Raw genomic sequence first — 24,424 nt, forward strand, 5'->3', positions numbered from 1 at the left:
TGTGCAGGCCGCTCCCGGGGGCCCGACAGGGCGGGTGGGAAATCGGGCCGGGGCTGTAGCGAACCTGATGCAATGAGGGGCGGGACGGACTCGGGCATAGGGTGGAGGGCATGACAGATCAGGCCTCCGAGCTGCGGGGAAAGCCGACCTCAGCGTCCCGCACCACCCTCAGCCACATCATGACCGGCAGTGACACCAACCTCCTCGGTACGGTGCACGGCGGTGTGATCATGAAGTTGGTGGACGACGCGGCGGGAGCCGTCGCCGGCCGTCACTCCGGTGGGCCCGCCGTGACGGCGTCCATGGACGAGATGGTGTTCCTGGAGCCCGTGCGCGTCGGCGACCTGGTCCATGTCAAGGCACAGGTCAACTGGACCGGCCGGTCCTCCATGGAGGTCGGCGTCCGCGTCCTGGCCGAACGCTGGAACGAGTCCACGCCCGCGACCCAGGTCGGCTCGGCCTACCTGGTCTTCGCCGCCGTCGACGCGGACGGCAAGCCCCGCACCGTCCCGCCGGTGATCCCGGAGACCGAACGCGACAAGCGCCGCTACCAGGAGGCGCAGATCCGCCGCACCCACCGCCTGGCCCGCCGCCGCGCGATCAAGGAACTCCGCGAGAGGCGCGCCGCGGAGGGCATGCAGGACTGACGTCCCGCCCCACACGTCCATGGTCCGCAGTCGGCGGACGGCCGGGGTGGGGCCGTGCAGGGTCGTCCCCGCAGAGCTTGGGGGAGGCGACGGGAGGGGTCCCCATCCGACGTACCCAAGGCCTCCGGCCTCGTGGGGGTGCCCCCTCTGGGGGAGAGACGAGCCCGGAGGGGCCACGCCCCCCACCCACCGCCCGACCCCGCCGGGCGGTGCACCCGCGCCCGGGGCGCCGAACCGCGCTCGGGGCGCCCACCCGCGGGGCGACGCGCGCCGAAACCGCCCACCCGCCGGCAGGCGTCACGCGCAGACCACCTGGTCGCCCGTGACCACGCCGAACTCGCCCTGGAACGCGTCCTCCGCCCGCACCGGCAGGACCCCGACGAAATTCGCCCCGGCCGTGACCTTGAACGTCGCACCCTGGCCCTCCACCGGCCGCAGCTCGCAGCCGGGGAGCGCCGTGGCGAGGGAGCGGGCCGAGCGGTCCCAGCGGGGGTCGAACCACACGATGGTGCGGGCCACGTCACGCCGCGCCCAGTTCAGGGCCGTCGCGCTCGTCCGGAAGCCGGTCGCCCGCAGGGCCGCGTCGATCCGGGCGCCCAGGCCGTGCACCCGCGTGCCGTTGTAGACCTGCACCCGGATCTGCTGCGGCGAGACCTCCACGAGCTTCTTGCGGACCGAGCTGCGCGGGGCGTACGGGGCGAGCGGCTTGTCGTCCCGTACCGCCGCGAACAGCTTCTTCGCCTTCACCGGGTCCCACTTCACCGTCGAGCCGATGCCCTTGACGGGGAAGCTGGTGTCGCTGACCGGTACGGAGGTGAACTCCGACGACGCGGCCGTGAAGCCGCGCATGGCCTTCGAGAGGGCCAGCATCTGCTCCGCCCCGAAGCCCTGGTCGGCCCGTACGGAGCTCAGCATCGAGGTGATGACCTGCTGGAACTTCACCGGGTTCAGCATGGTGCCGTTGCTGGTCGCCTGGTCGATCAGCGCCGCCATGAACCGTTGCTGCCGCTGCATGCGGCCCAGGTCGGACGCCCCGTCGACATGGCGGGAGCGCACGTACTGGAGGGCGCCCCCACCGTCCAGCTTGTGCGTGCCGGCCGGCAGGTCGAGGCCGGTGTACGCGTCCTTCATCGGCTTGGCGGTGCAGATCTCCACGCCCCCGATGGCGTCGACGGTCCGCATGAAGCTGGTGAAGTCCAGCTCCAGGTAGTGGTCGATCTTGATCCCGGTCATGTGCTCGACGGTCCGCACGGTGAGGCTCGGCCCGCCCTCCGCGTACGCGGCGTTCAGCTTCACCGGGTGCGTGTGGTGGTGCTTGCCGGTGGTGGCGTCGGTGTGGGGCGGGATCACGGCGTACGAGTCGCGCGGCAGCGACACCATGCTGGCCCGTTTACGGTCGGCGGAGATGTGCACGAGCATGATCGTGTCGGTGCAGCGGCAGGGCGCGCCGCCGAGCCGGTACTTCTCCTTCTCCCGTGGCGTGATCTTGTCGCGGCCGTCGGTGCCGACGACCAGGATGTTCGTGCCGTGACCGGGCGCGGGGCGGTTCTTCATGTCCTTGAAGGGGTCGACCCGGCCGATCTCCGTGTCCAGGCTGGTCACGACCGCGTGTCCGATCCCGCCCGCCGCCAGGACCAGCACCGACAGGGTGGTCGCCATCCGCATGCCCCACCGCGGTCTCACCCGCCGCACGCCCGGCGCCGGGGCCCGTGCCGGTGCCGGGGCCCGTCTCGGCCGGCCGGGGGCAGGCGGCCGGGGAGGGACGGGGCGGCGGGGCGGCGTGGGCACGAAGGACACCTCCGCGGGCGGCTGGGGGAATAGTCGGCACAGTAGGCCCATACGATCAGCTACCGACGGCGCCACCCGGGCGGCGCGCACCGCTGTCCCCCGTTCGCGGTAACGTGACAGGCGATGAACGCCACGCCTCCGCCCCTGCCGCCCGTCTCCGTGATCATGCCGGTCCTCAATGAGGAGCGGCATCTGCGCGCCTCGGTCCGTCACATCCTCGAGCAGGAGTACGACGGCGAGATGGAGGTGGTGATCGCGCTCGGCCCGTCCACGGACCGTACGGACGAGATCGCCGCCGAGCTCGTACGGGAGACTGCGTCCAACAAGCGTGCCCGCGTCCACACCGTGCCGAACCCCACCGGGCGTACGCCCGCGGCCCTGAACGCCGCGATCAAGGCGTCGCGTCACCCGATCGTGGTACGGGTCGACGGGCACGGCATGCTCTCGCCGAACTACATCGCGACCGCAGTCCGCCTCCTGGAGGAGACCGGCGCGCAGAACGTCGGCGGCATCATGCACGCCGAGGGCGAGAACGACTGGGAGCACGCCGTCGCCGCCGCGATGACCTCGAAGATCGGTGTCGGCAACGCGGCGTTCCACACCGGTGGCGAGGCGGGCCCGGCCGAGACCGTCTATCTGGGCGTGTTCCGGCGTGAGGCGCTCGAACAGCAGGGCGGTTACAACGAGGAGTTCATCCGCGCCCAGGACTGGGAGCTGAACTTCCGCATCCGTGAGGCGGGCGGCCTGATCTGGTTCTCGCCGGAGCTGAGGGTCCAGTACCGCCCCCGGCCGAGCGTCCGCGCGCTGGCGAAGCAGTACAAGGACTACGGCCGCTGGCGCCACGTCGTCGCCCGCTACCACCAGGGTTCCATCAACCTCCGCTACCTCGCCCCGCCGGCCGCCGTCTGCGCCATCGCGGCGGGCATCGTGGTGGGCGCGACGCTCACCCCGCTCGGCTTCGTGATCCCGGCCGGCTACCTGGCGGCGATCACCGCCGGCTCCGTCCCGGCCGGCAAGGGCCTGCCCCTGAAGGCGCGCCTGCGGATCCCGGTGGCGCTGGCGACGATGCACATGTCGTGGGGGTACGGGTTCCTCACGAGCCCCCGCTCGCTGGCCCGCAAGGTCATCGCCAGCCGCCGCCCGGCGGTCGTCCGGACGGCGGCGTAGCCGCAGCGCTCACCAGGTGAAGTTCGGGTCCACTTCCATGCAGCCCGACTGGTCGGCCCTGCTCGTGTTGGACCCGGGCGCCTTGCCGGTGGCCTTGGGCTTCGGGTAGGTGTCGCCCTCGCGCCAGTCGGCGCCCACGACGAGCGTGATGCCCTGGACCTGGTCCGACTTCTTCACCGAACCGACCGGGATCCCCAGGGCCTTGGCGACCGCCTGGGCGTCGCCCTCCAGGTCCGCGCTCGGGAACTGGACGACCGTCTTGGCCTGGCGCGGGGTGAGCGTGCCGGCCTCGGCCTGGGTGTAGCCCTTCCGGGCCAGCAGGCCGGCGACCGTGGTCGCCCGTCCCTGGGCGGAGCCCAACTGGTCGGTGTAGGTGCCGTTCTGCACGGTCACCTCGGTCTCGGCGGGCGGGGCCGCCTTGTCCTTGGTCGCGGTGGGGGCCGCGCGCCTGGACGCCTTGCCGTCGAGCGGGATGTCCTCGCGGATCATCCGGAACAGCTCCTCGGCCTCCCCGGGCGTGGGCTCGACCTTGCCGGACCTCCGCGGGGTGTAGAAGTTGGGCATCGTCGTCATCGTGATGCGCGCGGTCGGGACGCTCTTGAGCTGCTCGCCCAGGTCGTACAGCTTGCCGATGGTGTCGAGGCCCTTGTCCACGGTGAGCGCCTCGGTGGCCGCCTCGGCCAGCTTGCGCAGCTTGTTGGGGTCGGTGAGCTTCGCGTTCTTGCGCAGCTCGCGCACCATCGAGTTCATGTACATGTGCTGTGCCTTGGCACGCTCCAGGTCGGTGCCGCCGACCCAGCCGTAACGCGTCCGCAGCCACTGCAGCGCCTGCTCGCCCTTGATGGGGTGGGTGCCCTTGGGCAGCTTCAGGCCGGAGCCCTCTCCCGTGGTGGTGCGGGACTCGATGTTCTTGTCGACGCAGACGGGTACGCCGCCGACCGCGTCGGCCATCGAGACCACGCCGGCGAAGTCGATCATCATGAAGTGGTCGATGGGGATACCGGTGAGTTCGACCCAGGTGGCCACGGTGCAGCCGGGACCGCCACGGTTCAGCGACTCGTTGGTCTGGGCGAACAGGCTTTCCCGGTACACCTTGCCGGTGTCGGGGTCCCTGCACTCCGGGATCTTCAGCATGGTGTCGCGCGGCATGCTGACCACGGAGATGTTGCTGCGGTCGGCGGACAGGTGCACCAGCATCTGTACGTCGGCGAGCGGCGGGCCGTCGAAGGTCTCCCTGGCGCCGCCCAGGTCCTGGTTCGCCTTGGAGTTCCGGGCGTCCGAGCCGATCAGGAGGATGTTCAGCGGCGTCTGGCCCGCGGCGTTGGCCTTGTGCTCGGGCATCTTGTTCTTGCCGAGCGTGAGGTCGTCCTTCTTTATCTTGTCGTTGAGGTGCTCGTAGTAGAGGTAACCGGCGCCGGCCGTCCCCAGTATCAGCAGCGACAGCACGGAGGCGCTCCACCGGAGCACCCGCCGCTTGCCCTTCTTGCCGTTCCGGGAGCCCTTTCCGGCGCCCTTCCCGGCGCGGCGACGGCCACCGCCACCGCCGCCACCGCGACGACGGCTGACGCCACCGTCGGAACCCCCCACCGCTTCCGCCGCTTCCGCCGGTTTCGCCGGGTCCTCCGTGTCGCCGGACGGCGCGTCCGCGTACAGACCGTCGTCCCAGCCCATTTCACGGGCGTGCGGAACGCCTTCCCGCGTCCCCTCCCCACGCACGCTGCTGTGTCCCACCCAGGTCCCCCTGTCATTCAGGTACGCGTCATTCCGCGCATACCTGCTTGTCTGCCGCTACTTTCTGCACACCCTCCGGCGCCTTCGCCGGACCGGTGATGGGCACCCCCGCGCCCTTGAAGTCCCCGCCGAGGGTGAGCTTCATCGGCTCCATCTCCCCGGCGTCCTCCGTCCCCTGCTTCAGCGCCGTGGCGGGCAGGCCCATCAGGTCCGCGAGCTTGCGGGCCTGGTCGGCCTGGTTCGGCGCGAACTCCAGCGTCGTCCTGGCGATCTCCTGCGGGGCGTTGCTCTTGTTCGTGGACCTGAAGACGCCCTGGTCGTTCTGGAGCCAGGTGATGGTCGCCTGCGCGCCACCCGTCCTGCCGCTGCCGTTGTACACGTCCACGCGTACCTCGGAGGCCTCCGCGCGCGCGCCCTTGAGCAGCGCCGCCTGGGCGTTCTTGGCGTCCTTCTCCTTCTTCTTCACCTCGGTGAGCGAGATGTCGTTCTGGAGCATCGAGAACAGCGGCTGCGCCTTCGCCTCGTCGACGACGACCGTTGCCTTGACCGCCTCGGCGGGGTTGTCGATGACGGGAAGGGTGGTGAAGGTGATGTTCTTGGGGTCCACCTTGGCCAGCTCCGCGCCGAGGTCCTGGAGCTTGTTGATGCTTCCTATCCCCGTGTCGACGGTCAGTGCCTTGGTGGCCGCCTCCGCGAGGTCGACCATCTTGGACGGGCTGGTGAGCGTCTCGCTCGACTTCATCTTGCGGATCATCGAGCTCAGGAACTGCTGCTGCGTCTTGATCCGGTCCAGGTCGCTCTCGTTGCCGAACGCGTGCCGCGTGCGGACGAACGCGAGGGCGTCCTCGCCCATGATGATGTGCTTGCCCTTGGAGAGCTTCAGCTTCGAATCCTCGTCGTCGACATCCTTGGCCACGCACACCTCGACGCCGCCGATCGCCGTCGTCAGCGTCTTCACCGCGTTGAAGTCGGCCATCATGAAGTGGTCGATGGTCAACCCGGTGAGCTGCTTGACCGTACGCATGGTGCAGCCCGGGTCGCGCCCGGCCTGGCCGAGGCTGGTGTTGAACCGGACGTCCTGCTGGCCCGGGATCACCTTCGTACCCTCGGGCGTTTTCGTCTCGCAGTCCGGGATGTCGGTCTTCAGGTCCCGTGGAATGGACATCGCGGTGGCGTTCGTCCGGTCCTTGGAGACGTGGAAGAGGATCGTCGTGTCGGCGTGCCCCGCGCTGTTCTTGTCGCCGTAGCCCTCGTTGCCGTCGCCGGTCCGCTTGTCCGTACCGATGACCAGGATGTTGATCGCCTGGTCCTTCTTGAAGCCGCCGCTGCCGGCGCCCGCGATGTCGACCGTGCTGATGTTGGAGTTGAGGTGCTCGTAGTAGGCGAACGCCGTGATGGCGAGGGCGACGACCATGCCGGCCGTCACCCCGCTCGTCCACATCAGGGCCTTCTTCTTACGGGACTTCTGCGGCTTGCGCTTGCGGCGGCCGGCCGCCGGGGGCGTACCGCCGCCGCCCGGTGCGTCCGGTGCGCCGGGGGCGCGGCGCCTGCGCTGGCCGGGGACGCCGGCGGTTCTGCGCCCGGACGAGCCCGCCGGGGAGGCGGTTCTGGAAGCGGTGGAGTCGCGGCGGCGGGTGGTGCGGGAGGACTGCGCCGACGGGGCCGACTGCCCAGCGGAATGATCCAGTCGCAGTTCGTAGTTACCGGTCTGCGGGTTGAGTACCCACTGGTCGGCGGGGTCGATGTCGTCCGCCCGTCCACGGCTGTGCGCGTCCACGGTTGCTTGAGTCCTCCGTCGGTGCCACGCGAGGCGCCTCCCCCGTCAGGCGCTCGGTTCCACGATCTCGAGTGCTGCGACCTCACGGCCGGGAGCACCGGATCGCGTCACACTATCCGCCCAGTTCAGCGCGGGGCGACGCCCGTGACAAATTCCACGCCCCTTACAAGGGGGCAATCCGCCCAATACGCCTGCAGTGTGGCGCCCTCTTTGGGTATCGCTTTACTCGCCGCGATTACCTGCAGGTGCCGACAGCGGCATTCGTGCCCGCGAAAGTCGGCGTCGCGGAAGGGCTCGCATCCCTCTTGTGTCTGCTCGATTCCGAGGGTTCCTCGCTGCCCGACTCCTGCTGCCCGTCCCCGGGCACGACCACGACGGGTTCGTCGTCACGCAGCCGCTTGAAAAGGCTGTTCGCACGGGGCTGTACGAGTTCGTCCCGGTTCGGGTTGTTGCGGTAGGGGCGTCGCGGAACGGTCAAGAACTGCACCTTTTCGGTTGGTACGCCGCGCATGGCGCGCGACAGGTCGTACAGGTCCTTCAGCGAGTCCAGACCCGGGTCGGTCGTGACGGACTTGGTGGCCGCGTCGAGCACCGGGTAGAGGCGCGTCGGATTGAGCAGCACCCCATTGCTCTGCACCTTGTTGACGAGCGCGCCGAGGAACTGCTGCTGGCGTTCCATGCGTTCGGTGTCACTGCCGTTGCCGAGCGACTTGCGCGCCCGTACGTAACCGAGGGCCTGCTCCCCGTCGAGGGTCCGGGCGCCGGCCTTCAGGTTCACCCGCGCGTCGGGGTCGTCGATGGGCTCGGTCACACAGACCCGTACGCCGCCCACCGCGTCCACCATGTCCTTGAAGCCCCGGAAGTCGATCACCACGTGGTGGTCGATGCGGATGCCCGTCAGCTTCTCCAGCGTACGGACCGTGCACGCCGTACCGCCGCGCTCGAACGCCCAGTTGAACTGGGCGAACTGCGCGGTGGTGCGGCTGCCGTCCCGCTTGCGGCAGCTCGGGATGTGCACCATCAGGTCGCGCGGCACGGACACCGCCGTCGCGCCGCGCCCGTGGGCGGCCAGGTGCAGCAGGATGGTCGTGTCGGAGCGCTGGGTGCCCTTGTCGCGGCCGTACTCGGCGTTGCCGCTCCCGGCGCGGGTGTCCGAGCCGATCAGCAGGATGTTGCGCGCCCCGCGCACCAGCGCGCTCGGGCGCTCCCTCTCGTACCGCTCCAGCTCGGCGGCGGCGGAGCTGTCGGTGGTGATGTTGGCGTCGAGCTTCTTGTACAGCCACCATCCGGCGCCGGCCGCCACGAGCACGGCGACCGCGCCCACGAAGGCGACGACCCGCAGCCCGCGCGGCCGGAAGCCGGTGCGGTGGGGGGCGGCGGGCGGCTCGGTCGGCTCGGCGGCGGGGGGCTGCTTCGCCGGGCGCGTCCCGTTCTTCGCCCTGCCGCCGGAGGGCGGCGCCGTACGCTGCCGGCGCTTCTTGGCGCCCTTGCCGCTCTTGCCGCCTCTGGGCGGGTGGCCCTTGCCGGAACCGGCTGGGGTGCCCGGACCGGACGCCCCTGTCGGGGGGTCCGGCTCCGGGGGCGTACCAGCGCTGTCCGTCACGTCGTCCGTCCGTCCTTCACACGAGGGGTGTGAGTCCGATCATCCATCGCGGACGGCGCCGGAACCCGGGGGACTCGGCCCGCCGTGCGCCGGACGGGTGCACTTCACACCAGAGTGCTGGTGACGCGCTCGCTCTCGACCCGCTTCTGCAGGTCCTCCGGCGACAGCTGGTCCAGGTTCCGGCACAGCACGACCGACGCGCCGGCCGCGAGTGGCGCGTACAGCCCCGCCGACAGGCCCTCCCAGGTGTCGTACGGCAGCGCCGACAGCAGCCGCGCCCCGCTCGCCAGGCCCAGCCGCCCCGCGTCCGCGCGTGCCCGGTCCACGAGTTCGGCGCCGGTCAGCTCCGTACCGCCCACGGCGAGCGCCGGGGCGTCCGGGTCCACCGGGACGTACGGCGCGAACACGTCACCCTGCGTCGGGACCTCCACCGCGTAGTCGTCGTACCCGGCCGGCGGGACGGGGAAGCGGCGCCCCAGCGGCGCCAGGGACAGCGCGAGGCGCTCGCCCCGGCAGGCGAGGCCCTCGTCGAGCCGGTCCACCCCGGCGACCACGTGGTCCGCGGCGGCGGGATCCCCGCCGACATCGGCGACGACGCCCACCGAGGAGCACGCGACCAGCCAGACGGCGGTCTGCCAGTGCGCCGGCAGCAGCAGCGCGACCCGCTCGCCGGGCTCGGCGGACAGGCCGTCCTGGAGGAGGTTGGCCGTCTTGGCCACCCAATTGGAGAAGGTGGCCACCGACAATTCGACGCGTTCACCGGTGGCGTCGTCGTAGTAGGTGACCAAGGGGCGGGCCGGATCGGCGGCGAGCGCGGATCGCAGCAGGTCGGCGGGGGTACGGTCGCTGGCATTCACGCGCGCCAGGGTACGCGCGCGGGGCGGGCGGGGTCGGCCGTACCGGTGACGGCGTCCACCGGTCGGACCGATGGCCCGTCAGTTTCCGGGTGGCTCCCCGGCGGGCGAACGGCGCCGGGCCTGCACAGGATCGGCTTCATGCGTGCCTACCTTGCATCCTCGATCGGCGTCGCGTGCGCCGCGGCCCTCGTCCTCCCGCTGTCGCTCCCCGCGAGCGCGTCGACCCCGCCGACGGCGTCGCCGTCCGGCGCGTCCACGACCACGCCGGGCGCGTACGGCCCGTCCGGCGCGTCCACGACCACGCCCGGTGCGTACGGCCCGTCCGGCACCGTCGCCGCCTCCCGCGCCTCGTCCCGTACCTCCGCCGCCCCTGCCGCAGAGGTGTCCGTCCCCGGCTCCACCCAGTCGCTGCCGCTCGTGACCCTCCGCTCCGAGCGGGCGGGCGGCGCCGCGCTGAAGGGGCTGGCCCAGCGGGACGTCCGCCCGTTCTCGCTGGTCGGCGTCGTCTGGGACGACCCGGACGCCGAGCTCCACGGCTCGGTCCAGGTCCGTACCCGCGCCGCCGGCTCCCACACCTGGTCCGGCTGGCAGTCCGTCGAGACCCACAACCAGGCCCACGCCGCCGACCCCGGCACACCCGAACGCGACTCCGGCACGGTACGCGGCTCCACCGCCCCGCTGTGGGTCGGCGCCTCGGACGGCGTCGAGGTACGCGTACGGGCCGAGGCCCCGCGCTCGGGCGCCGCGCCCGCGTCCCTGCCGCGCGGTATGCGCATCGAGCTCGTCGACCCCGGCGACGAGCCCAGCACCGAACCCGCCAGCGAGGACACCGCCCAGGGCCCCGAGGTCCCCGAGGGCACCGACACCGGCACCACCACCAGCGGTCAGGCCCCGGCCCCGGCGCTGACGCCCGAGGAGTCGGCCGCCTCCGCCGTCAACGCCGAACTCGTCCCGCTCGGCGCGACCGAGATCCCCGAACTGTCCAAGGCCGAGACGGAGGCGGCGTTCGCCGACCAGTTCGGCGACGAGGCCATGGCCTCCAAGCCGTACATCGGTCCCCGCCCGCGCATCATCACCCGCAAGGGCTGGGGCGCGGACGAGAAGCTGCGCGAACGCAACTTCGTCTACACCAAGTCCGTCCAGGCGGCCTTCGTCCACCACAGCGCCACCGGCAACAACTACACCTGCAAGCAGGCCCCCTCCGTTCTGCGCAGTATCTACCGCTACCACGTCAAGAGCAGCGGCTGGCGTGACTTCGGCTACAACTTCGCCGTCGACAAGTGCGGAAACATCTACGAAGGCCGGGCAGGAGGCGTGGCCAAGGCGGTGCTGGGCGCGCACACCCGCGGCTTCAACACCAACAGCATGGGCATCGCGGTGCTCGGCACGTACAGTCAGTCCACCCCGCCCTCGGCGGCGGTGACCGGTGTCGCCCGGCTGACGGCATGGAAGCTCGGACTGTACGGAAAGGATCCGCGGGGGAAGGCCACGCTGACGTCGGGTGGCGGAAACCTGTACAAGAAGGGCACGAAGGTCAAACTCAACGTCATCTCCGGGCACCGGGACGGCTTCCTGACCGACTGCCCCGGCACACGGCTCTACGGCAAGCTCGGCACGGCCCGGAGCGCGTCGGCCAAGTACCAGGGCCGGTGACGACGACGACCGGGGCGGCTGTACCGAACGGTCTGCACACAACGGTCTGCATACACTGTCCGGTCGTATCGGTCATATGACCGATGTGGCCCATCGACCGGACCCAGCAGGAAGCAGAGACGACAGGTGACAGAAGCGATCCTCCTGGTCGGTGGCAAGGGCACCCGGCTGCGTCCGATGACGGTCAACACGCCCAAGCCGATGGTCCCGGCGGCGGGCGTCCCGTTCCTCACGCACCAACTGGCCCGCGCCCGGGCGGCGGGCGTCGAGCACATCGTGCTGGCGACCTCGTACCTCGCGGAGGTGTTCGAGCCGTACTTCGGCGACGGGTCGTCGCTCGGCCTGCACATCGAGTACGTCACCGAGAAGGAGCCCCTGGGCACGGGTGGGGCCATCCGCAACGTCGCCTCCCGCCTCCGCTCCGGCCCGGAGGAACCCGTCCTGATCTTCAACGGGGACATCCTGACCGGCCTGGACATCCGGGCCCTGGTGGACACCCACGAGACGTCCGGCGCGGACGTCTCGCTCCACCTCACCCGCGTCGAGGACCCGCGGGCGTTCGGGCTCGTCCCGACGGACGCCACCGGGCGGGTCACGGCGTTCCTGGAGAAGCCGCAGACGCCCGAGGAGATCGTCACCGACCAGATCAACGCGGGCGCGTACGTCTTCCGCCGCTCCGTCATCGACACCATCCCGACGGGGCGGCCGGTCTCGGTCGAACGCGAGACGTTCCCCGACCTGCTGGCGACCGGCGCCCACCTCCAGGGCATGGTCGACTCCACGTACTGGCTGGACCTCGGCACCCCGCAGGCGTTCGTACGCGGCTCCGCCGACCTCGTGCTGGGCCGCGCCCCGTCGCCGGCCGTCCCGGGCCGCCGCGGCGACCGGCTCGTTCTCGACGGCGCCTCCGTCGCCACGGACGCCAAGCTGACGGGCGGTACGGTCATCGGCGCCGGCGCGACGGTGGGGGAGGGCGCCCGCGTCGACGGCAGCACGGTCCTGGCCGGCGCGGTCGTCGAGGCCGGCGCGGTGATCAGCGACTCGCTGATCGGCGAGGGCGCCCGGGTGGGCGCGCGGACCGTCCTGCACGGCGCGGTCATCGGCGACGGCGCCCACGTGGGCGCGGACAACGAACTGCGCGACGGGGTGCGGGTGTGGTGCGGGGCGCGGCTGCCGGACGGGGCGGTGCGGTTCTCCTCGGACCAGTAGGCCCGGGGACGGAGCCGGTACGAGCCGGTAAGAGCCGACGGGAGACGGTACGAGCCGGTACGGCCCTGCGGCCGGGGGATACCCTCATAGGGACCCCGACCGGGGGCCGCCCCCGAAGCCGAGGACCGTACCGACGTGGCAGGCCGTTACGCACCGCGCCCGACCCGCACGACCGTGCGCGGCGGACAGGTCGCCATACCCGCGCAGGCCGCGCCTCCTCGTACGAGAAGCTGGACGCCCCCCTGGCCGCTGGACCTGGGGCTCGCCCTGGGGCCGCTGCGGCGCGGCCCGGGCGACCCGACGTTCCGGACGGCGCCCGACGGGTCGGTGTGGCGGGCCACCCGCACCCCGGAGGGCCCCGGCACGCTGCGGGTCGCGGCGCGCGGCGGGACCGTCGAGGCGGAGGCGTGGGGCGCGGGCGCGCGGTGGCTGCTGGACCGCCTCCCCGCGCTCCTCGGGGCGGAGGACGACCCGTCCGCGTTCACCCCTCGCCACCGGCTGCTGGCCGTGACCGAGCGGCGCCGCCCGGGGTTGCGGCTGACCCGTACCGGGCTGGTCATGGAGTCGCTGATCCCCTCGATCCTGGAGCAGAAGGTCACGACGGACGAGGCGTACCGGGCGTGGCGTCTGCTCGTACGCAAGTACGGCGAGCCCGCGCCGGGCCCGAACGACCGGCTGTACGTCATGCCGGAGCCGCGTACGTGGGCGCTGATCCCGTCCTGGGAATGGCACCGCGCGGGCGTCGACGCCAAGCGCTCCACCACGATCCTCCGCGCGGTCCGGGTGGCCCGCCGCCTGGAGGAGGCCGCCACGATGGACCCGGAGGACGCCCGGCGCCGGCTGGAGCTGATCCCAGGCATCGGCCCCTGGACGTCCGCCGAAACGGTCCAGCGCAGCAACGGCGCCCCCGACGCGGTCACCACCGGCGACTACCACCTGCCGAGCATCGTCGGCTACGCCCTGGCCGGCCGCCGGGACGCCGACGACGAGGAGATGCTGGAGCTGCTGGCCCCCTACGCCGGCCAACGCCACCGCGCCGCCCGCCTCGTCCTCCTCAGCGGCCACATCCCACCCCGCCACGGCCCCCGCTTCACCCCCGGCAACATCGCCGCGCTCTGACGCCCGGAGCCGCCCGGTCAGTCGTGATGCCGTCCCGGCAGGGCTCCCCGCGTGGGTACCACACCGCGCTCGGGGCGGGTCGCCCGGGCGGTCGAGTCACCGTCCCGGAGGGTGAGCCCCCGTGGTCGCCCGCGCGCGGGAGCGTGCCGTTGGGGCCGCTCCGGGGATCGTGTCCTGGGCTCTCCTTCGCAAGCTCAGTCGTTATACGCCCAGACACGACTCACTGGGCGTCCCCCTTCGCGGCGGGCCCATAGGCGCCCGAGGCGTGCCACCGCCCCGCACTGCTCAGCCGGCCCCGCGGCGCGAAGCTGCCGCGGGGCCGGGGCGTGGGGGCGTCAGCCCCCACGTACAACCAACGCTCACCCCCTGCCAGGCGGCCCGGGGCCACAGCCCCCGGTTTCGGGAAGGGACTCCGCGGCGCGTCACCGGACCTCGACGAAGCCCTCCACCTCCCGCGCCGCCCGCGCCCCCGGCGCGCCCGCCGCCCGGCCCACCGCCACCGTGCCCATCGGGTCCCAGTCGTCCGGCAGCCCCAGCACGTCCCGCACCACGTCCCGGCAGAACATCGTCGACGAAACCCACGCCGACCCCAGCCGCTCGCCCGCCAGCGCGACCAGGAAGTTCTGTACGCCGGCCCCCGCGGCCACCACGAACATCTCCCGCTCCGCCGTGTCACGCCGCGCGTCCCCGTACCGGTGCGAGCCGTCCATCACCAGGCACGGCACCACCAGGTAGGGCGCGCGCCGCAGGACGTCCCCGCGGCGGACCCGCCGCGCGATGGTGTCCTCGCCGAGGCCGTCGGCCCGCAGGTCCGCGACCCACGCGTCCCGCATCGCGTCCAGCAGCCGCGTCCGCGACTCCGCCGACTCCAGCAGCACGAACCGCCACGGAGTCGTGTGGTGCGGCGCCGGCGCCGTCAGGGCCGCGGCCACGGCGCGCCGCACCGCGCCCGGGTCCACGGGGTCGTCCGTGAACTCCCGTACCGTCCGCCGCTGCGTCACCGCCTCCCGCACCGCCTCGGACGTACCGAGCCGGAACATGTCGTCCGCGGCGTCCCGCACCAGCGCACGGGCGCCCTGAGCCCCGTCCTCGACCAGGTGCGCGAGGCCCCGCACCACCGCGACCGGCAGCCCCGCCGCCTTGCCCTTCACGAGGTCCCCGGCCGCGGCCAGCTCGTCCGCGCCGGCGACCACGGTGGCGACGAGCGGGTTGCCGTACGCGTCCGTACCGCCGCGCAGGTCGTCCAGCACCCTCACCCCCGCCGCGCCGATCGCCACGTCGGTGACCCCGCTGCGCCACGGCCGCCCGAAGGTGTCCGTGACGACGACGCCGACGTCCACGCCGAGCGTCTCCCGCAGCCCCACGCGGATGGCCCGCGCGGACGCGTCCGGGTCCTCGGGCAGCAACAGCACCGTTCCGGCAGGTGTGTTGGACGCGTCGACCCCGGCCGCGGCCATGACCAGCCCCTGCCGGTTCTCGACGATACGAAGGGTTCCGCGCCGCGCCACCACCCGTACCGTCTCGGCGTCGATCGCCGCCTCGCGGTCGTCCGCCGCGACGATCCGCCCCTCCGCCTTGCTGACGATCTTGGACGTGACGATCAGCACGTCACCGTCCACGAGCCCCGGTTCGGTGGCCGCGATCAGCTTGGCGAGGTTGTCCCCGGGCCGTACCTCCGGCAGCCCGGGCAGCGCCCACACGCGGTACGAGGGGGTCGTCACGCGCGTACCTCCTCGGCGAGGGCCAGCGCCTCGCGCGCCATCTCCGCCGTCGCGTCCACGTCCGTCATCATCAGCGGCACCGCCCGGCACCGGATGCCGGCCGCCTCGACCTCGCCGACCGTGTCCGCGTCCACCGTGTCGACGAGCCAGCCGTCCAGCAGCCCGGAGCCGTAGTGCTGCGCGACCGCCGCGGCCGTGGATTCGACGCCCACCGCGGCGAGCACCTTGTCGGCCATGCCGCGCACCGGCGCGTCGCCGACGATGGGGGAGAGGCCCACGACCGGCACGCCCGCGTCGGCGATCGCCTCGCGGATGCCGGGCACGGCGAGGATGGTGCCGATGGAGACCACCGGGTTCGACGGCGGGAAGAGGACGACGTCGGCGGAGCCGATCGCGTCCAGCACACCCGGCGCCGGCTTGGCCTGTTCGGCGCCGACCGGCACGACGGCCTGGGCGTCCACGGAGGCGCGCAGCTTCACCCAGTACTCCTGGAAGTGCACGGCCTTGCGCTCGCCCTCGATCTCGACGGCGACGTGCGTCTCCACCCGGTCGTCGGACATGGGCAGCAGCCGCACGCCTGGCTTCCACCGGGCGCACAGCGCCTCGGTGACGGCGCTCAGCGGGTAGCCGGCGCCCAGCATCTGCGTACGGACGATGTGGGTGGCGAAGTCGCGGTCGCCGAGGCCGAACCACTCGGGTCCCACTCCGTACGCCGCCAGCTCGCTCTTGACCTGGAAGGTCTCGTCGGCACGCCCCCAGCCCTGCTCCTCGTTGATGCCACCGCCCAGGGTGTACATCACGGTGTCGAGGTCGGGGCAGACCTTCAGCCCGAACAGATGGATGTCATCACCGGTGTTGCCGATGACCGTGATGTCCGCGTCGGGCGCGGCCTGCTTGAGGCCACGCAGAAAACGGGCACCGCCGATGCCGCCGGCCAGAACCACAATGCGCATGCGGAGCAGTCTGTCAGGCGACTACGACATCCCGGGTCTCCGGGGCGGAGCAGGCGCTGGTGTGCATCGGCATGTCGGTCAGGCCCGGGTAGTAGACGTGCAGGCTGACGGCCGGTTCGAGCGAGTCGTTGACGACATCGTGCGCGTAACCCGGCGCGAAGACGCGCTGCGCGCCGGCGTTGAGCACCTGTGCGCCCTTTTCCGTACGTTCCGTCAGTTCGCCTTCGAGGACGGTCAGTACGCCGGAGGACTCGCCGTGATCATGCATACCCGTGCCCTGTCCGGGCACCCAGGACAGCAGCCACACCTCGTAGCCGGGGCCGGTGCGCAGCCGGTGGTACCAGCGGGTGGTGGCGTCGTACTCGACGAGGTGCGCCCACTGCGCGCGGTCGGCGGCGATGGACCGGGCCAGCCCGGCGAACTCCGCCACGGTGGACGGGTGCTCCTTGGCGGGCTGGAGGAGGTGCTGTACGGCGAGGATGTCGCCGGCGATCTGGAGGTCGCTGTCGCTGTTCATGGGATACGGGGGTTCCTCGAGAGAAACAGGTCCGGAAACCGGAAGGCTGAAAACAGACGCTGGGGAGAAGACGCTGGAGCGCTACGGCATCAACAGCTGGAACAGCGACAGCAACAGCGACAGAGCGGCTGGAGAGCCCGGGCAGCGCTGCGGGACCCACGGGCGTGGGTCGCGAGGAACGCTGTGGTCGCTGGCATGCAAACAAGGTGACTGGCTCGATGTACGCCTGTCAACCCAATGCCCGATTTGGCGGCAATGTTTCACCTCATCCGGTTACTCCGTCCGGAGAAAGGTTTGTGCTGTCAGGGGTCAGGACACATGCCGCTGCAACCGCCCGCGCAAACGTCGTCGCCCTCTCGTGACCTGACTGTGATCCGGGTCGCTTCACCGGCTCGACCGCAACAAGATCGAAGCGGCGGACGTCCTCCCTTGAAGACGTGGTGAAAGGGAGGATGCGGGCGAGGTGGCGGCATGTGTCTCATTTTTGCTGATTTGAACACTTTCCGCATAGCCTTGGTTCCGCAGAGTGAATACCGGGCCCAATAGCAGATCCCAGCTTGACTGGCCCGGAGCACCACACTTGTAATTTCACTCGTGTCGTTCGGCCGAAAAATTCGACAAACGGCCACATCACGGGGACGCAAAGACCGACGAGGGGCGCACATGACCGAGTTGTTCCAGGAACTGCTGGTCGAGGACGCGGATGAGGAACTCGGCTGGCAGGAGCGCGCGTTGTGCGCCCAGACGGATCCGGAGTCCTTCTTCCCCGAGAAGGGCGGATCCACCCGCGAGGCCAAGAAGGTCTGCCTCGCCTGCGAAGTCCGCTCGGAATGCCTCGAGTACGCGCTCGCCAATGACGAAAGATTCGGAATCTGGGGCGGTCTGTCGGAGCGCGAGCGCCGCCGCCTGAAAAAAGCGGCGGTCTGACGCCACCGCCCGGCGGGGTCGGAGCGAGGCCCGGCCGCCGTGCCCTGCGCCCGGAGCGGTCCGCTCCGGGCCGCCCGGCCCATTCGGCGCCCTGTCCGCCGCACGAGCGCGGCCACTGCCGGCGCAGCCCCCGCGCGTGCCGGCCGGCCTCGGCACCTGCCACGCGAGCCCGCCGCCCGGCCCTCTGCCCACCTGGTGCCCAACCACGCGAGCGCGCCCGCCCGGCGCCCGCGCCCGCCCGGCACCTGCGGCGCGAGCGTGCCGCCTGCCGTGCCGCGCGCTGCCCGACACCTGCCGCGCGAGCGTGCCGCCCGACGGCACCCGCGGAACCCACCGCGTGCCCCGTTGAGCCCGCCGTTCCGGCCCTTGCCCGCTGGCCGTCTGCCGCACGTCCGTGCGCCCGCGGCGCGGACCCGGCCCGTCCGGCCGCGGAGCCGCCCGCGGCATCCGAACCCGCCGAACCCCGCCGGGCACCGCAGCGCCGCCCGCGGCATCTTGAACCCGCAGGGCACCGCAGCGCATCCGCCGGGCGCCCGGCGCCGGGGGATTCCGGCGCCGCCGCGACAGGCGGGCCGCCGTCGTGGCGGGTGCCCGATCGGCCATCGAGCGGCGGGGACCGGCCAAACCGTGCACACACGTACGTAAAGAACGGCCGTCCACCCGGGCTCTGTCCACAGGCGGCGGACCGGCATCGTGCCAGCCATTAGTGTGGGCCTCCGTCCAAGACGCTCCAACGCCCCCCCGCGGGCGACCCCCGGCCGGAGGGCCCGTAACCCGATGTCCGCCACCACAGCCGCGTTCACTCCCGCTTCCCCCACCCAGCAGCCCGAGTTCCCGAAGCACGTCGTCACCGCCGTGCTCGTGTCCCACGACGGTGCCCGGTGGCTGCCGGACGTCCTCGCCGGGCTGCTCGGTCAGGAACGTCCCGTACAGAACGTCATCGCCGCCGACACCGGCAGCGCCGACGACTCCGCGCGGCTGGTCACCGAGGCCATCGGCGACGACCGGGTGCTGCACCTCGCGCGGCGTACGGGCTTCGGCGCCGCCGTCGACGAGGCCGCCCGTACCGCGCCCGTCCTCGGCCCCGAGGAGCTGCCGTACCTGAAGCGGCCCAGCGGCTGGGACCCGGTCAGCAGGACCTGGCGCGACGAGGCGTACGACATGCCCGAGCTGCCGCACGGCGAGCCCGTCCAGTGGCTCTGGCTGCTGCACGACGACGCCGCCCCCGAGCCCGGCGCCCTCGCCGAGCTGCTGCGCGTGGCGGACGGCGACGAGTACGCGGCGATCGTCGGGCCCAAGCTGCGCGGCTGGTACGACCGCAAGCAGCTCCTTGAGGTGGGCGTCTCCATCGCCAACAGCGGCCGCCGCTGGACCGGCCTGGACCGGCGCGAGCAGGACCAGGGCCAGCACGACCAGGTCCGCTCCGTCCTGTCCGTCTCCAGCGCCGGCATGCTCATCCGCCGCGACGTCTTCGAGGAGCTCGGCGGCTTCGACCGCCGCCTGCCCCTGATGCGTGACGACGTCGACCTGTGCTGGCGTGCCCACTGCGCCGGCCACCGCGTCCTCGTCGCCCCCGACGCCGTCCTCCGGCACGCCGAGGCGTCCGCGCGCGAGCGGCGCACCGTGGACTGCGTGGGCCGCTCCGTCGCGAGCCCCCACCGTGTCGACAAGGCGGGCGCCGTCTACACGCTGCTCGCCAACGCGCGCGGCCTCGCCTTCCCCTGGGTCCTGCTCCGCCTCGTCGTCGGCACCCTCCTCCGTACCCTCGCCTACCTCGTCGGCAAGGCGCCCGGCCAGGCCGTGGACGAAGTCATGGGCCTGTTCGGCACGTTGCTGCGGCCCGAGAGGATCATCGCCGCCCGCCGCAGAAGGAAGCGGAGGGCCGTCGAGGCGTCCGAGCTGCGGGCGCTGTTCCCGCCACCCGGCGCCACCGTGCGCGCCACCGTCGAACAGGTCATGTCCAACTTCGGTGGCAGTGACGCCGATTCGGGCGGCTCACGGCACGGCGCGGTCGAGTCCGGCCCCGGCGGGGACGACGCCGACTACCTGGAGATCGAGCAGTTCGCCCGCCTCAAGAAGATCGCCCGCAAGCCGGGCCCGGTCCTCTTCGCCCTGCTGCTCGTCGTGTCGGTGGTGGCGTGCCGCGGCCTGTTCGGCGGCGGCTCCCTCGCGGGCGGCGCGCTGCTGCCCGTCCCCGACGGAGTCGGGGAGTTGTGGGGCCGGTACGCGGAGGCGTGGCACCCGCTCGGCACCGGCGGCACGCAGACCGCCCCGCCGTACCTCGCGGTCCTCGCCGCCCTCTCCGCCGTGTTCCTCGGCTCCACCGGCCTCGCCCTCACCGTGCTGCTCGTCTGCTCGGTGCCGCTGGCCGGCATCACCGCGTACTTCGCCTCTCGCTCCCTGGTCCAGTCGCGGCTCCTGCGCGCCTGGGGAGCCGTCGCGTACGCCTTCCTGCCCGCCGCCACCGGCGCCCTGGCGACCGGGCGGCTCGGCACGGCCGTCCTCGCGGTCCTGCTGCCGCTGATCGCCCGGGCCGCCGTCGCCGCGCACGGACTGCGCGGGGGCGGACGCGGCAGCTGGCGTGCCACCTGGGCGTACGCCTTCCTGCTCACCTTCACCATGGCCTTCACGCCCGTCGTCTGGCCGCTGGCGGTCGTCCTCGGGGCGGCGGTCCTGGTGCTGCGGCGCGACGACATCGTCGCGTACGGGCTGCGCTTCGTCGCCGCCGTCGGCACACCGCTGCTGCTGCTCGCCCCCTGGTCCCTGTCCCTGCTGACCGACCCGGCCGCCTTCTTCAAGGAGGCCGGTATGGCGTTCGGTACGGGGGCGGCGACCCCGCTCGACCTGCTCGGCGTCTCCCCGGGCGGGCCCAAGGCCGCCGGCGGGCTCGTCCTGATCGGCCTGGTCCTGGCGGCGCTCGCGGCCCTGCTCCGCGCGGAGCGGCAGTTCGCCATCCGTACGGCGTGGGTCACGGCTGTCGTCGCCCTGGTCTTCGCGGTGCTCGTCAACGGCTCCGGCGACGGCTCCGGCTGGGCCGGGCCCGCCACCCTCGTGTACGGCATCGCGCTGCTGGCCGCCGGCATGCTCGGCGCGGAGGGCGGGCGTACGCGCGTCGCCTCCCAGAGCTTCGGCTGGCGCCAGCCCGTCGCCGTGCTGATCGCGCTGGCCGCCGCGGCCGGCCCGGTGATCTGTGCGGCCGGCTGGATGATCGGCGGCGCTGCCGGTCCTCTGGAGCGGCGCGACCCGGTCCAGGTGCCCGCGTTCGTCGCGGAGGAGAGCGGCACCCGGGACCAGCCGCGCACCCTGGTCCTGGGCGGCGCCTCGTCCGCGGAGGTCCCGTACACCCTGCTCCGCGGCTCGGGCGCCCGCCTCGGCGACGCCGAGCTGGCCGCGGCGGGCGGCGGCGACGCGCGCCTCGACAAGGTCGTCGCGCACCTGGTCGCCGGCTCCGGCGCGGACCAGACGGACCAGCTGAGCGGCTTCGCGATCCGGTACGTCCTGGTGCGGGACGGGGCGCCGCGCCAGATGAGCCGCGTCCTGGACGCCACGCCGGGGCTCACCCGGCTCAGCCAGCTGGACGGCAGCGCCCTGTGGCGGGTGGACCGCCAGGTCGCGCGGGCCACCATCGTCCCGGGCGGCGACGGCAAGGGCGAGCGGCTGCCGGTCGCCTCCGGGCCCGTCGAGGCGCACACCGAGATCCCGTCGGGCGGCGACGGCCGCGTCCTGCGCATCGCGGACCGCGCGGACGACGGCTGGCAGGCGACGATCGACGGCCGGCCGCTGAAGAAGACGGTCGTCGACGGCTGGGCGCAGGGCTTCGAGCTGCCCGCCGAAGGCGGGCGCCTGGACCTGACGTACGACAACCCCGTCACCCACACCGCCTGGGTCTGGACGCAGGTCTCCCTCGCCGTGGTCCTCCTGGTGCTGGCCCTGCCGGGGCGGCGCCGGGACGTGGACGACGACCTGCCGGAGGAGGAGCAGCCCGCCGTGACCGCCGAGGACCTGGCGGGCGACGGCCGCCGGGCGCGCCGGCTGCGTGCGGCCGCCGCCGAGGCAGCGGAGGGCGGCCCGGAGACGGCTTCCGGGGCCGAGCCGCCCGCCGGGCCCGTGCCGCCGCCCGTGCCGCCCGTACCGGACACCGATCCGTACGCGGCGCAGACCGTGGACGGGGTGCCGCAGCAGCCCTCCTACGGGGAGTGGGCGGACGGCCAGGCGCACGCCGCCTACCCGGCCGACCCGGCACAGCAGCAGTACCAGGCCGACCCGTACTACCAGCAGCAGTACCCGCAGTACGGCCAGTACGAGCAGTACCAGCAGCCGTATGAACAGGGCCAGTACGACCAGGGCCAGTACGAGCAGGGCCAGTACGACCAGCAGTACCCGCCGGGCCAGTACGAGCAGCAGCAGGGTTACGGCTACGAGTACGACAACGAGCAGCGTCCCGACGGGAGCAGCAACCAGTGAACCGGACGACCCTCTCCCTCGCCGCCGCCGTCACCGCCCTCGCCGCGGTCACCGGTTTCGCCGCCCTGTCCGCCCCGGAGGGCGGCACCGGGACGGTGACGAACACCGCCCTCCCGGCGCGGCTCCCGGTCGAGCGCTCCACCCTGCTGTGCCCGGCACCGAGCAACTCCGAGGTCGCCGAGACGGTGTACACGTCGTTCACGCCGGTGGGCGAGGGCGAGGGCGCCGGCCAGGCGGAGCTGAAGCCGTCCGCCGCCACCGCGGACGAGACGACGGCCGACCCGAAGAAGGCGAGTACGGCCAAGAAGGCCCCCGCCGCCGACAAGCCCGTCGTCGCCCTCACCCAGCCCGGCAAGCCGGTCTCCGCCGAGGCCGACGGCGGCGACGCGCCCGCCCTGGTCGGCTCGGCCTCCGGGCGGCTCGCCCCGGGCTGGACCGCGCAGCAGACCACCAAGGTCCCGGCGGGCGGCGGGCGCGGCATGCTCGGCGTCAGCTGCACGGCGCCCGACACGGACTTCTGGTTCCCCGGCGCCTCGACCGCCGCGCAGCGCGCGGACTACGTCCACCTGACCAACCCCGACGACACGGCCACCGTCGCCGACATCGAGCTGTACGGGCCGAACGGCGCCCTGAAGACGCAGCTCACGGAAGGCATCACGGTCCCGGCCCGGTCGAGCGTGCCCGTCCTGCTGTCCACCCTGACGGCCGACCCGGCCGCCGAGGACGTCACGGTCCACGTCGCGACCCGCAGCGGGCGGGTGGGCGCGGTGGTGCGCTCCGCCGACGAGAAGCTCGGCAGCGACTGGCTGCCCGCGTCGGCCGACCCGGCCGGGACGCTGGTCCTGCCCGGCATCCCGGCGGACGCCACGTCGGTACGGCTGGTGGCGTACGCGCCGGGCGAGGACGACGCCCAGCTGAAGGTGCAGCTGGCGGGCCCGGCCGGCACGATCGTCCCGGCCGAGGCGCGGGAGCTGCATGTGAAGTCGGGGATGACGGCGGCCGTCGACCTCAAGGACGTCACGCGCGGCGAGGCCGGGTCGCTGCTGCTGTCCCCGGCGCAGAAGGGGCGGGCCACCCCGGTGGTCGCCGCGCTGCGCGTCGTGCGCGGCAAGGGCGGCGACCAGGAGGTGGCGTTCATCCCGGCGACCGGGCCGGTGGGGGAGCGGGCGACGGCGGCGGACAACCGGGCCAAGGGCACCACCCTGTCGCTGACGGCGCCCGGCGAGACCGCCGAGGTCAAGGTCACCGCGTCGGCGGGCACCGAGGGCGGTACGCCGGCCACCAAGACGTACACGGTCAAGGGCGGTACGACGCTGGCGGTCGCGCCGCCGGTGCCGGCCGGGCTGAAGGGCTCGTACGCGCTGACCGTGGAGACGGTCTCGGGCGGGCCGGTGCACGCGGCGCGCACGCTGGCCGAGCCGGACGACGGCATCCCGATGTTCACGGTCCAGACCCTCGCCGACGACCGGGGCACGGTCGAGGTCCCCACGGCCCGGCAGGACCTGTCGGTCCTCGGAGACTGACCCCGCGGGCGGCCTGCGGCGACCGGCCGGGTCCGGCGGAGCCTGGGGCCGAGGCCGGGCGACCCAGGGCGGTGCGGCGACGGATCCGTCCGGCCGGTGGCGCGCAGGCCGGAGGCGCGCGGCCGGCCCCGCCCGTGCCGGCCGGGTGACCCGTACCGGCCCCTGGACGCCCCGGTACCAGGGCCGGTCAGCTATGGGCGGTGTGGGACACCTTCCCGCCCCGGGGGCCGGGCATGGGGCGTCCCACCCCGCCCGTGCGGCGGCCGGTGGCCCGGGCGCCAAGGGGCGCGACTAGTCCTGTCCGTACCGCGGGTCGACCGACTCGGGAGCGAGCCCGAGCAGCTCGGCGACCTGCTCGACCACGACCTCGTGGACGAGCAGGGCCCGCTCGTCACGGTTCTTGGCGCGCAGCTCGACCGGCCGCCGGTAGACGATGACCCGCGCGGGCCGGTCGCGCCCGGCCGGGACCGAGATGCCGAGCGGCACGGCCTCGTCGGGCGACACCGGTACTTCCAGTACGAGGAAGTCGACGTCGGCCAGCTGCGGCCAGCGCCGCTCCAGCCGTTCCACCGAGTCCTCCACCAGGTCGCGGAAGGTGTCCGCGCGCGTGGCGGAGAGCGGTACCTGGGGCGGGGCGACGGGCCCGCGCATGCCGCGGCCGTGCCGGTCTCGGCGGCGCGGCCGGGGCTCGGCCGGGCGGGGCGGTACGGGACTGTCCATCACTGAGGCAGCGTAGCTCTCCCCGGCGTATGACGATCGGGCTGCGCG

At 73.0% G+C, this 24,424-nt stretch carries 17 protein-coding genes; 8 read left to right on the forward strand and 9 right to left on the reverse strand.

What is annotated here, in order from left to right:
• Positions 1 to 110: 110 nt before the first annotated feature.
• Positions 111 to 647 carry an acyl-CoA thioesterase gene (locus AMK26_RS28405; protein ID WP_073757738.1) on the forward strand — a complete coding sequence of 179 codons (537 nt, stop codon included), beginning with the start codon at positions 111 to 113 and terminating at the stop codon, positions 645 to 647.
• A 297-nt stretch (positions 648 to 944) separates the two neighbouring features.
• Here AMK26_RS28405 and AMK26_RS28410 read toward each other — a convergent pair whose 3' ends face one another.
• Positions 945 to 2,486 carry an LCP family protein gene (locus AMK26_RS28410; protein ID WP_079277851.1) on the reverse strand — a complete coding sequence of 514 codons (1,542 nt, stop codon included), beginning with the start codon at positions 2,484 to 2,486 and terminating at the stop codon, positions 945 to 947.
• Positions 2,487 to 2,558: 72 nt separating this feature from the next.
• On the opposite strand from AMK26_RS28410, the gene AMK26_RS28415 reads away from it, so the two are divergent.
• Positions 2,559 to 3,602, forward strand: a complete 1,044-nt coding sequence (locus AMK26_RS28415; protein WP_073757742.1) for a glycosyltransferase family 2 protein — start codon at positions 2,559 to 2,561, stop codon at positions 3,600 to 3,602.
• A 9-nt stretch (positions 3,603 to 3,611) separates the two neighbouring features.
• Here AMK26_RS28415 and AMK26_RS28420 read toward each other — a convergent pair whose 3' ends face one another.
• The 4 genes from AMK26_RS28420 to AMK26_RS28435 all read right to left on the reverse strand — a co-directional run bounded on the left by AMK26_RS28420 (position 3,612) and on the right by AMK26_RS28435 (position 9,570).
• Positions 3,612 to 5,273 carry an LCP family protein gene (locus AMK26_RS28420; protein ID WP_079277852.1) on the reverse strand — a complete coding sequence of 554 codons (1,662 nt, stop codon included), beginning with the start codon at positions 5,271 to 5,273 and terminating at the stop codon, positions 3,612 to 3,614.
• Positions 5,274 to 5,361: 88 nt separating this feature from the next.
• Positions 5,362 to 7,110 (reverse strand): LCP family protein, encoded by a 1,749-nt coding sequence (locus AMK26_RS28425; RefSeq protein WP_073757744.1) that lies wholly within the window; start codon positions 7,108 to 7,110, stop codon positions 5,362 to 5,364.
• A gap of 235 nt (positions 7,111 to 7,345) precedes the next feature.
• On the reverse strand, positions 7,346 to 8,713 hold the full coding sequence (locus tag AMK26_RS28430; protein ID WP_073757746.1) for an LCP family protein: 1,368 nt from the start codon (positions 8,711 to 8,713) through the stop codon (positions 7,346 to 7,348).
• Positions 8,714 to 8,817: 104 nt separating this feature from the next.
• Positions 8,818 to 9,570 carry a TIGR03089 family protein gene (locus tag AMK26_RS28435; RefSeq protein WP_073757748.1) on the reverse strand — a complete coding sequence of 251 codons (753 nt, stop codon included), beginning with the start codon at positions 9,568 to 9,570 and terminating at the stop codon, positions 8,818 to 8,820.
• Positions 9,571 to 9,708: 138 nt separating this feature from the next.
• On the opposite strand from AMK26_RS28435, the gene AMK26_RS28440 reads away from it, so the two are divergent.
• The 3 genes from AMK26_RS28440 (at position 9,709) to AMK26_RS28450 (ending at position 13,551) form a co-directional block, all read left to right on the forward strand.
• Positions 9,709 to 11,223, forward strand: coding sequence for a peptidoglycan recognition protein family protein (locus AMK26_RS28440; protein WP_073757750.1), 1,515 nt, complete (start codon positions 9,709 to 9,711; stop codon positions 11,221 to 11,223).
• Between the two features lie 126 nt (positions 11,224 to 11,349).
• Positions 11,350 to 12,432: a nucleotidyltransferase family protein gene (locus AMK26_RS28445; protein WP_073757752.1), complete on the forward strand. Its 1,083-nt coding sequence runs from the start codon at positions 11,350 to 11,352 to the stop codon at positions 12,430 to 12,432.
• Between the two features lie 135 nt (positions 12,433 to 12,567).
• Positions 12,568 to 13,551, forward strand: a complete 984-nt coding sequence (locus tag AMK26_RS28450) for a DNA-3-methyladenine glycosylase family protein (protein WP_073757754.1) — start codon at positions 12,568 to 12,570, stop codon at positions 13,549 to 13,551.
• Between the two features lie 422 nt (positions 13,552 to 13,973).
• Here AMK26_RS28450 and AMK26_RS28455 read toward each other — a convergent pair whose 3' ends face one another.
• Genes AMK26_RS28455 through AMK26_RS28465 form a run of 3 tightly spaced genes read right to left on the reverse strand, consistent with a single transcriptional unit; the run spans position 13,974 to position 16,742 of the window.
• Positions 13,974 to 15,272 (reverse strand): coenzyme F420-0:L-glutamate ligase, encoded by a 1,299-nt coding sequence (locus tag AMK26_RS28455; RefSeq protein WP_073757756.1) that lies wholly within the window; start codon positions 15,270 to 15,272, stop codon positions 13,974 to 13,976.
• The gene (gene cofD, locus AMK26_RS28460) at positions 15,269 to 16,225 is read right to left on the reverse strand and encodes a 2-phospho-L-lactate transferase (protein WP_073757758.1); all 957 of its coding nucleotides are present in this window, start codon (positions 16,223 to 16,225) and stop codon (positions 15,269 to 15,271) included. Before cofD ends, AMK26_RS28455 begins: the two co-directional genes overlap by 4 nt.
• Positions 16,226 to 16,238: 13 nt before the next feature.
• Entirely contained in the window at positions 16,239 to 16,742 is a 504-nt protein-coding gene (locus tag AMK26_RS28465; RefSeq protein ID WP_073757774.1) for a cysteine dioxygenase, read from the reverse strand.
• 663 nt (positions 16,743 to 17,405) lie between these two features.
• On the opposite strand from AMK26_RS28465, the gene AMK26_RS28470 reads away from it, so the two are divergent.
• From AMK26_RS28470 to AMK26_RS28480, 3 genes are all read left to right on the forward strand, one after another.
• Positions 17,406 to 17,669, forward strand: coding sequence for a WhiB family transcriptional regulator (locus AMK26_RS28470; RefSeq protein WP_023588371.1), 264 nt, complete (start codon positions 17,406 to 17,408; stop codon positions 17,667 to 17,669).
• 777 nt (positions 17,670 to 18,446) lie between these two features.
• Complete coding sequence (locus tag AMK26_RS28475) at positions 18,447 to 22,133, forward strand: glycosyltransferase family 2 protein (protein WP_073757775.1); 3,687 nt, start codon at positions 18,447 to 18,449, stop codon at positions 22,131 to 22,133.
• Positions 22,130 to 23,656, forward strand: coding sequence for a DUF5719 family protein (locus tag AMK26_RS28480; protein ID WP_073757776.1), 1,527 nt, complete (start codon positions 22,130 to 22,132; stop codon positions 23,654 to 23,656). Before AMK26_RS28475 ends, AMK26_RS28480 begins: the two co-directional genes overlap by 4 nt.
• 291 nt (positions 23,657 to 23,947) lie before the next feature.
• Here the strand turns inward: AMK26_RS28480 and AMK26_RS28485 are convergent, their stop codons facing one another.
• A complete protein-coding gene (locus AMK26_RS28485) occupies positions 23,948 to 24,376 on the reverse strand; it encodes a metallopeptidase family protein (protein ID WP_073757777.1) in 429 nt (142 codons plus the stop codon).
• Positions 24,377 to 24,424: the final 48 nt, after the last annotated feature.

Origin of the sequence: Streptomyces sp. CB03234 (genome assembly GCF_001905885.1) — a bacterium.
Taxonomy (GTDB): Bacteria; Actinomycetota; Actinomycetes; order Streptomycetales; family Streptomycetaceae; genus Streptomyces.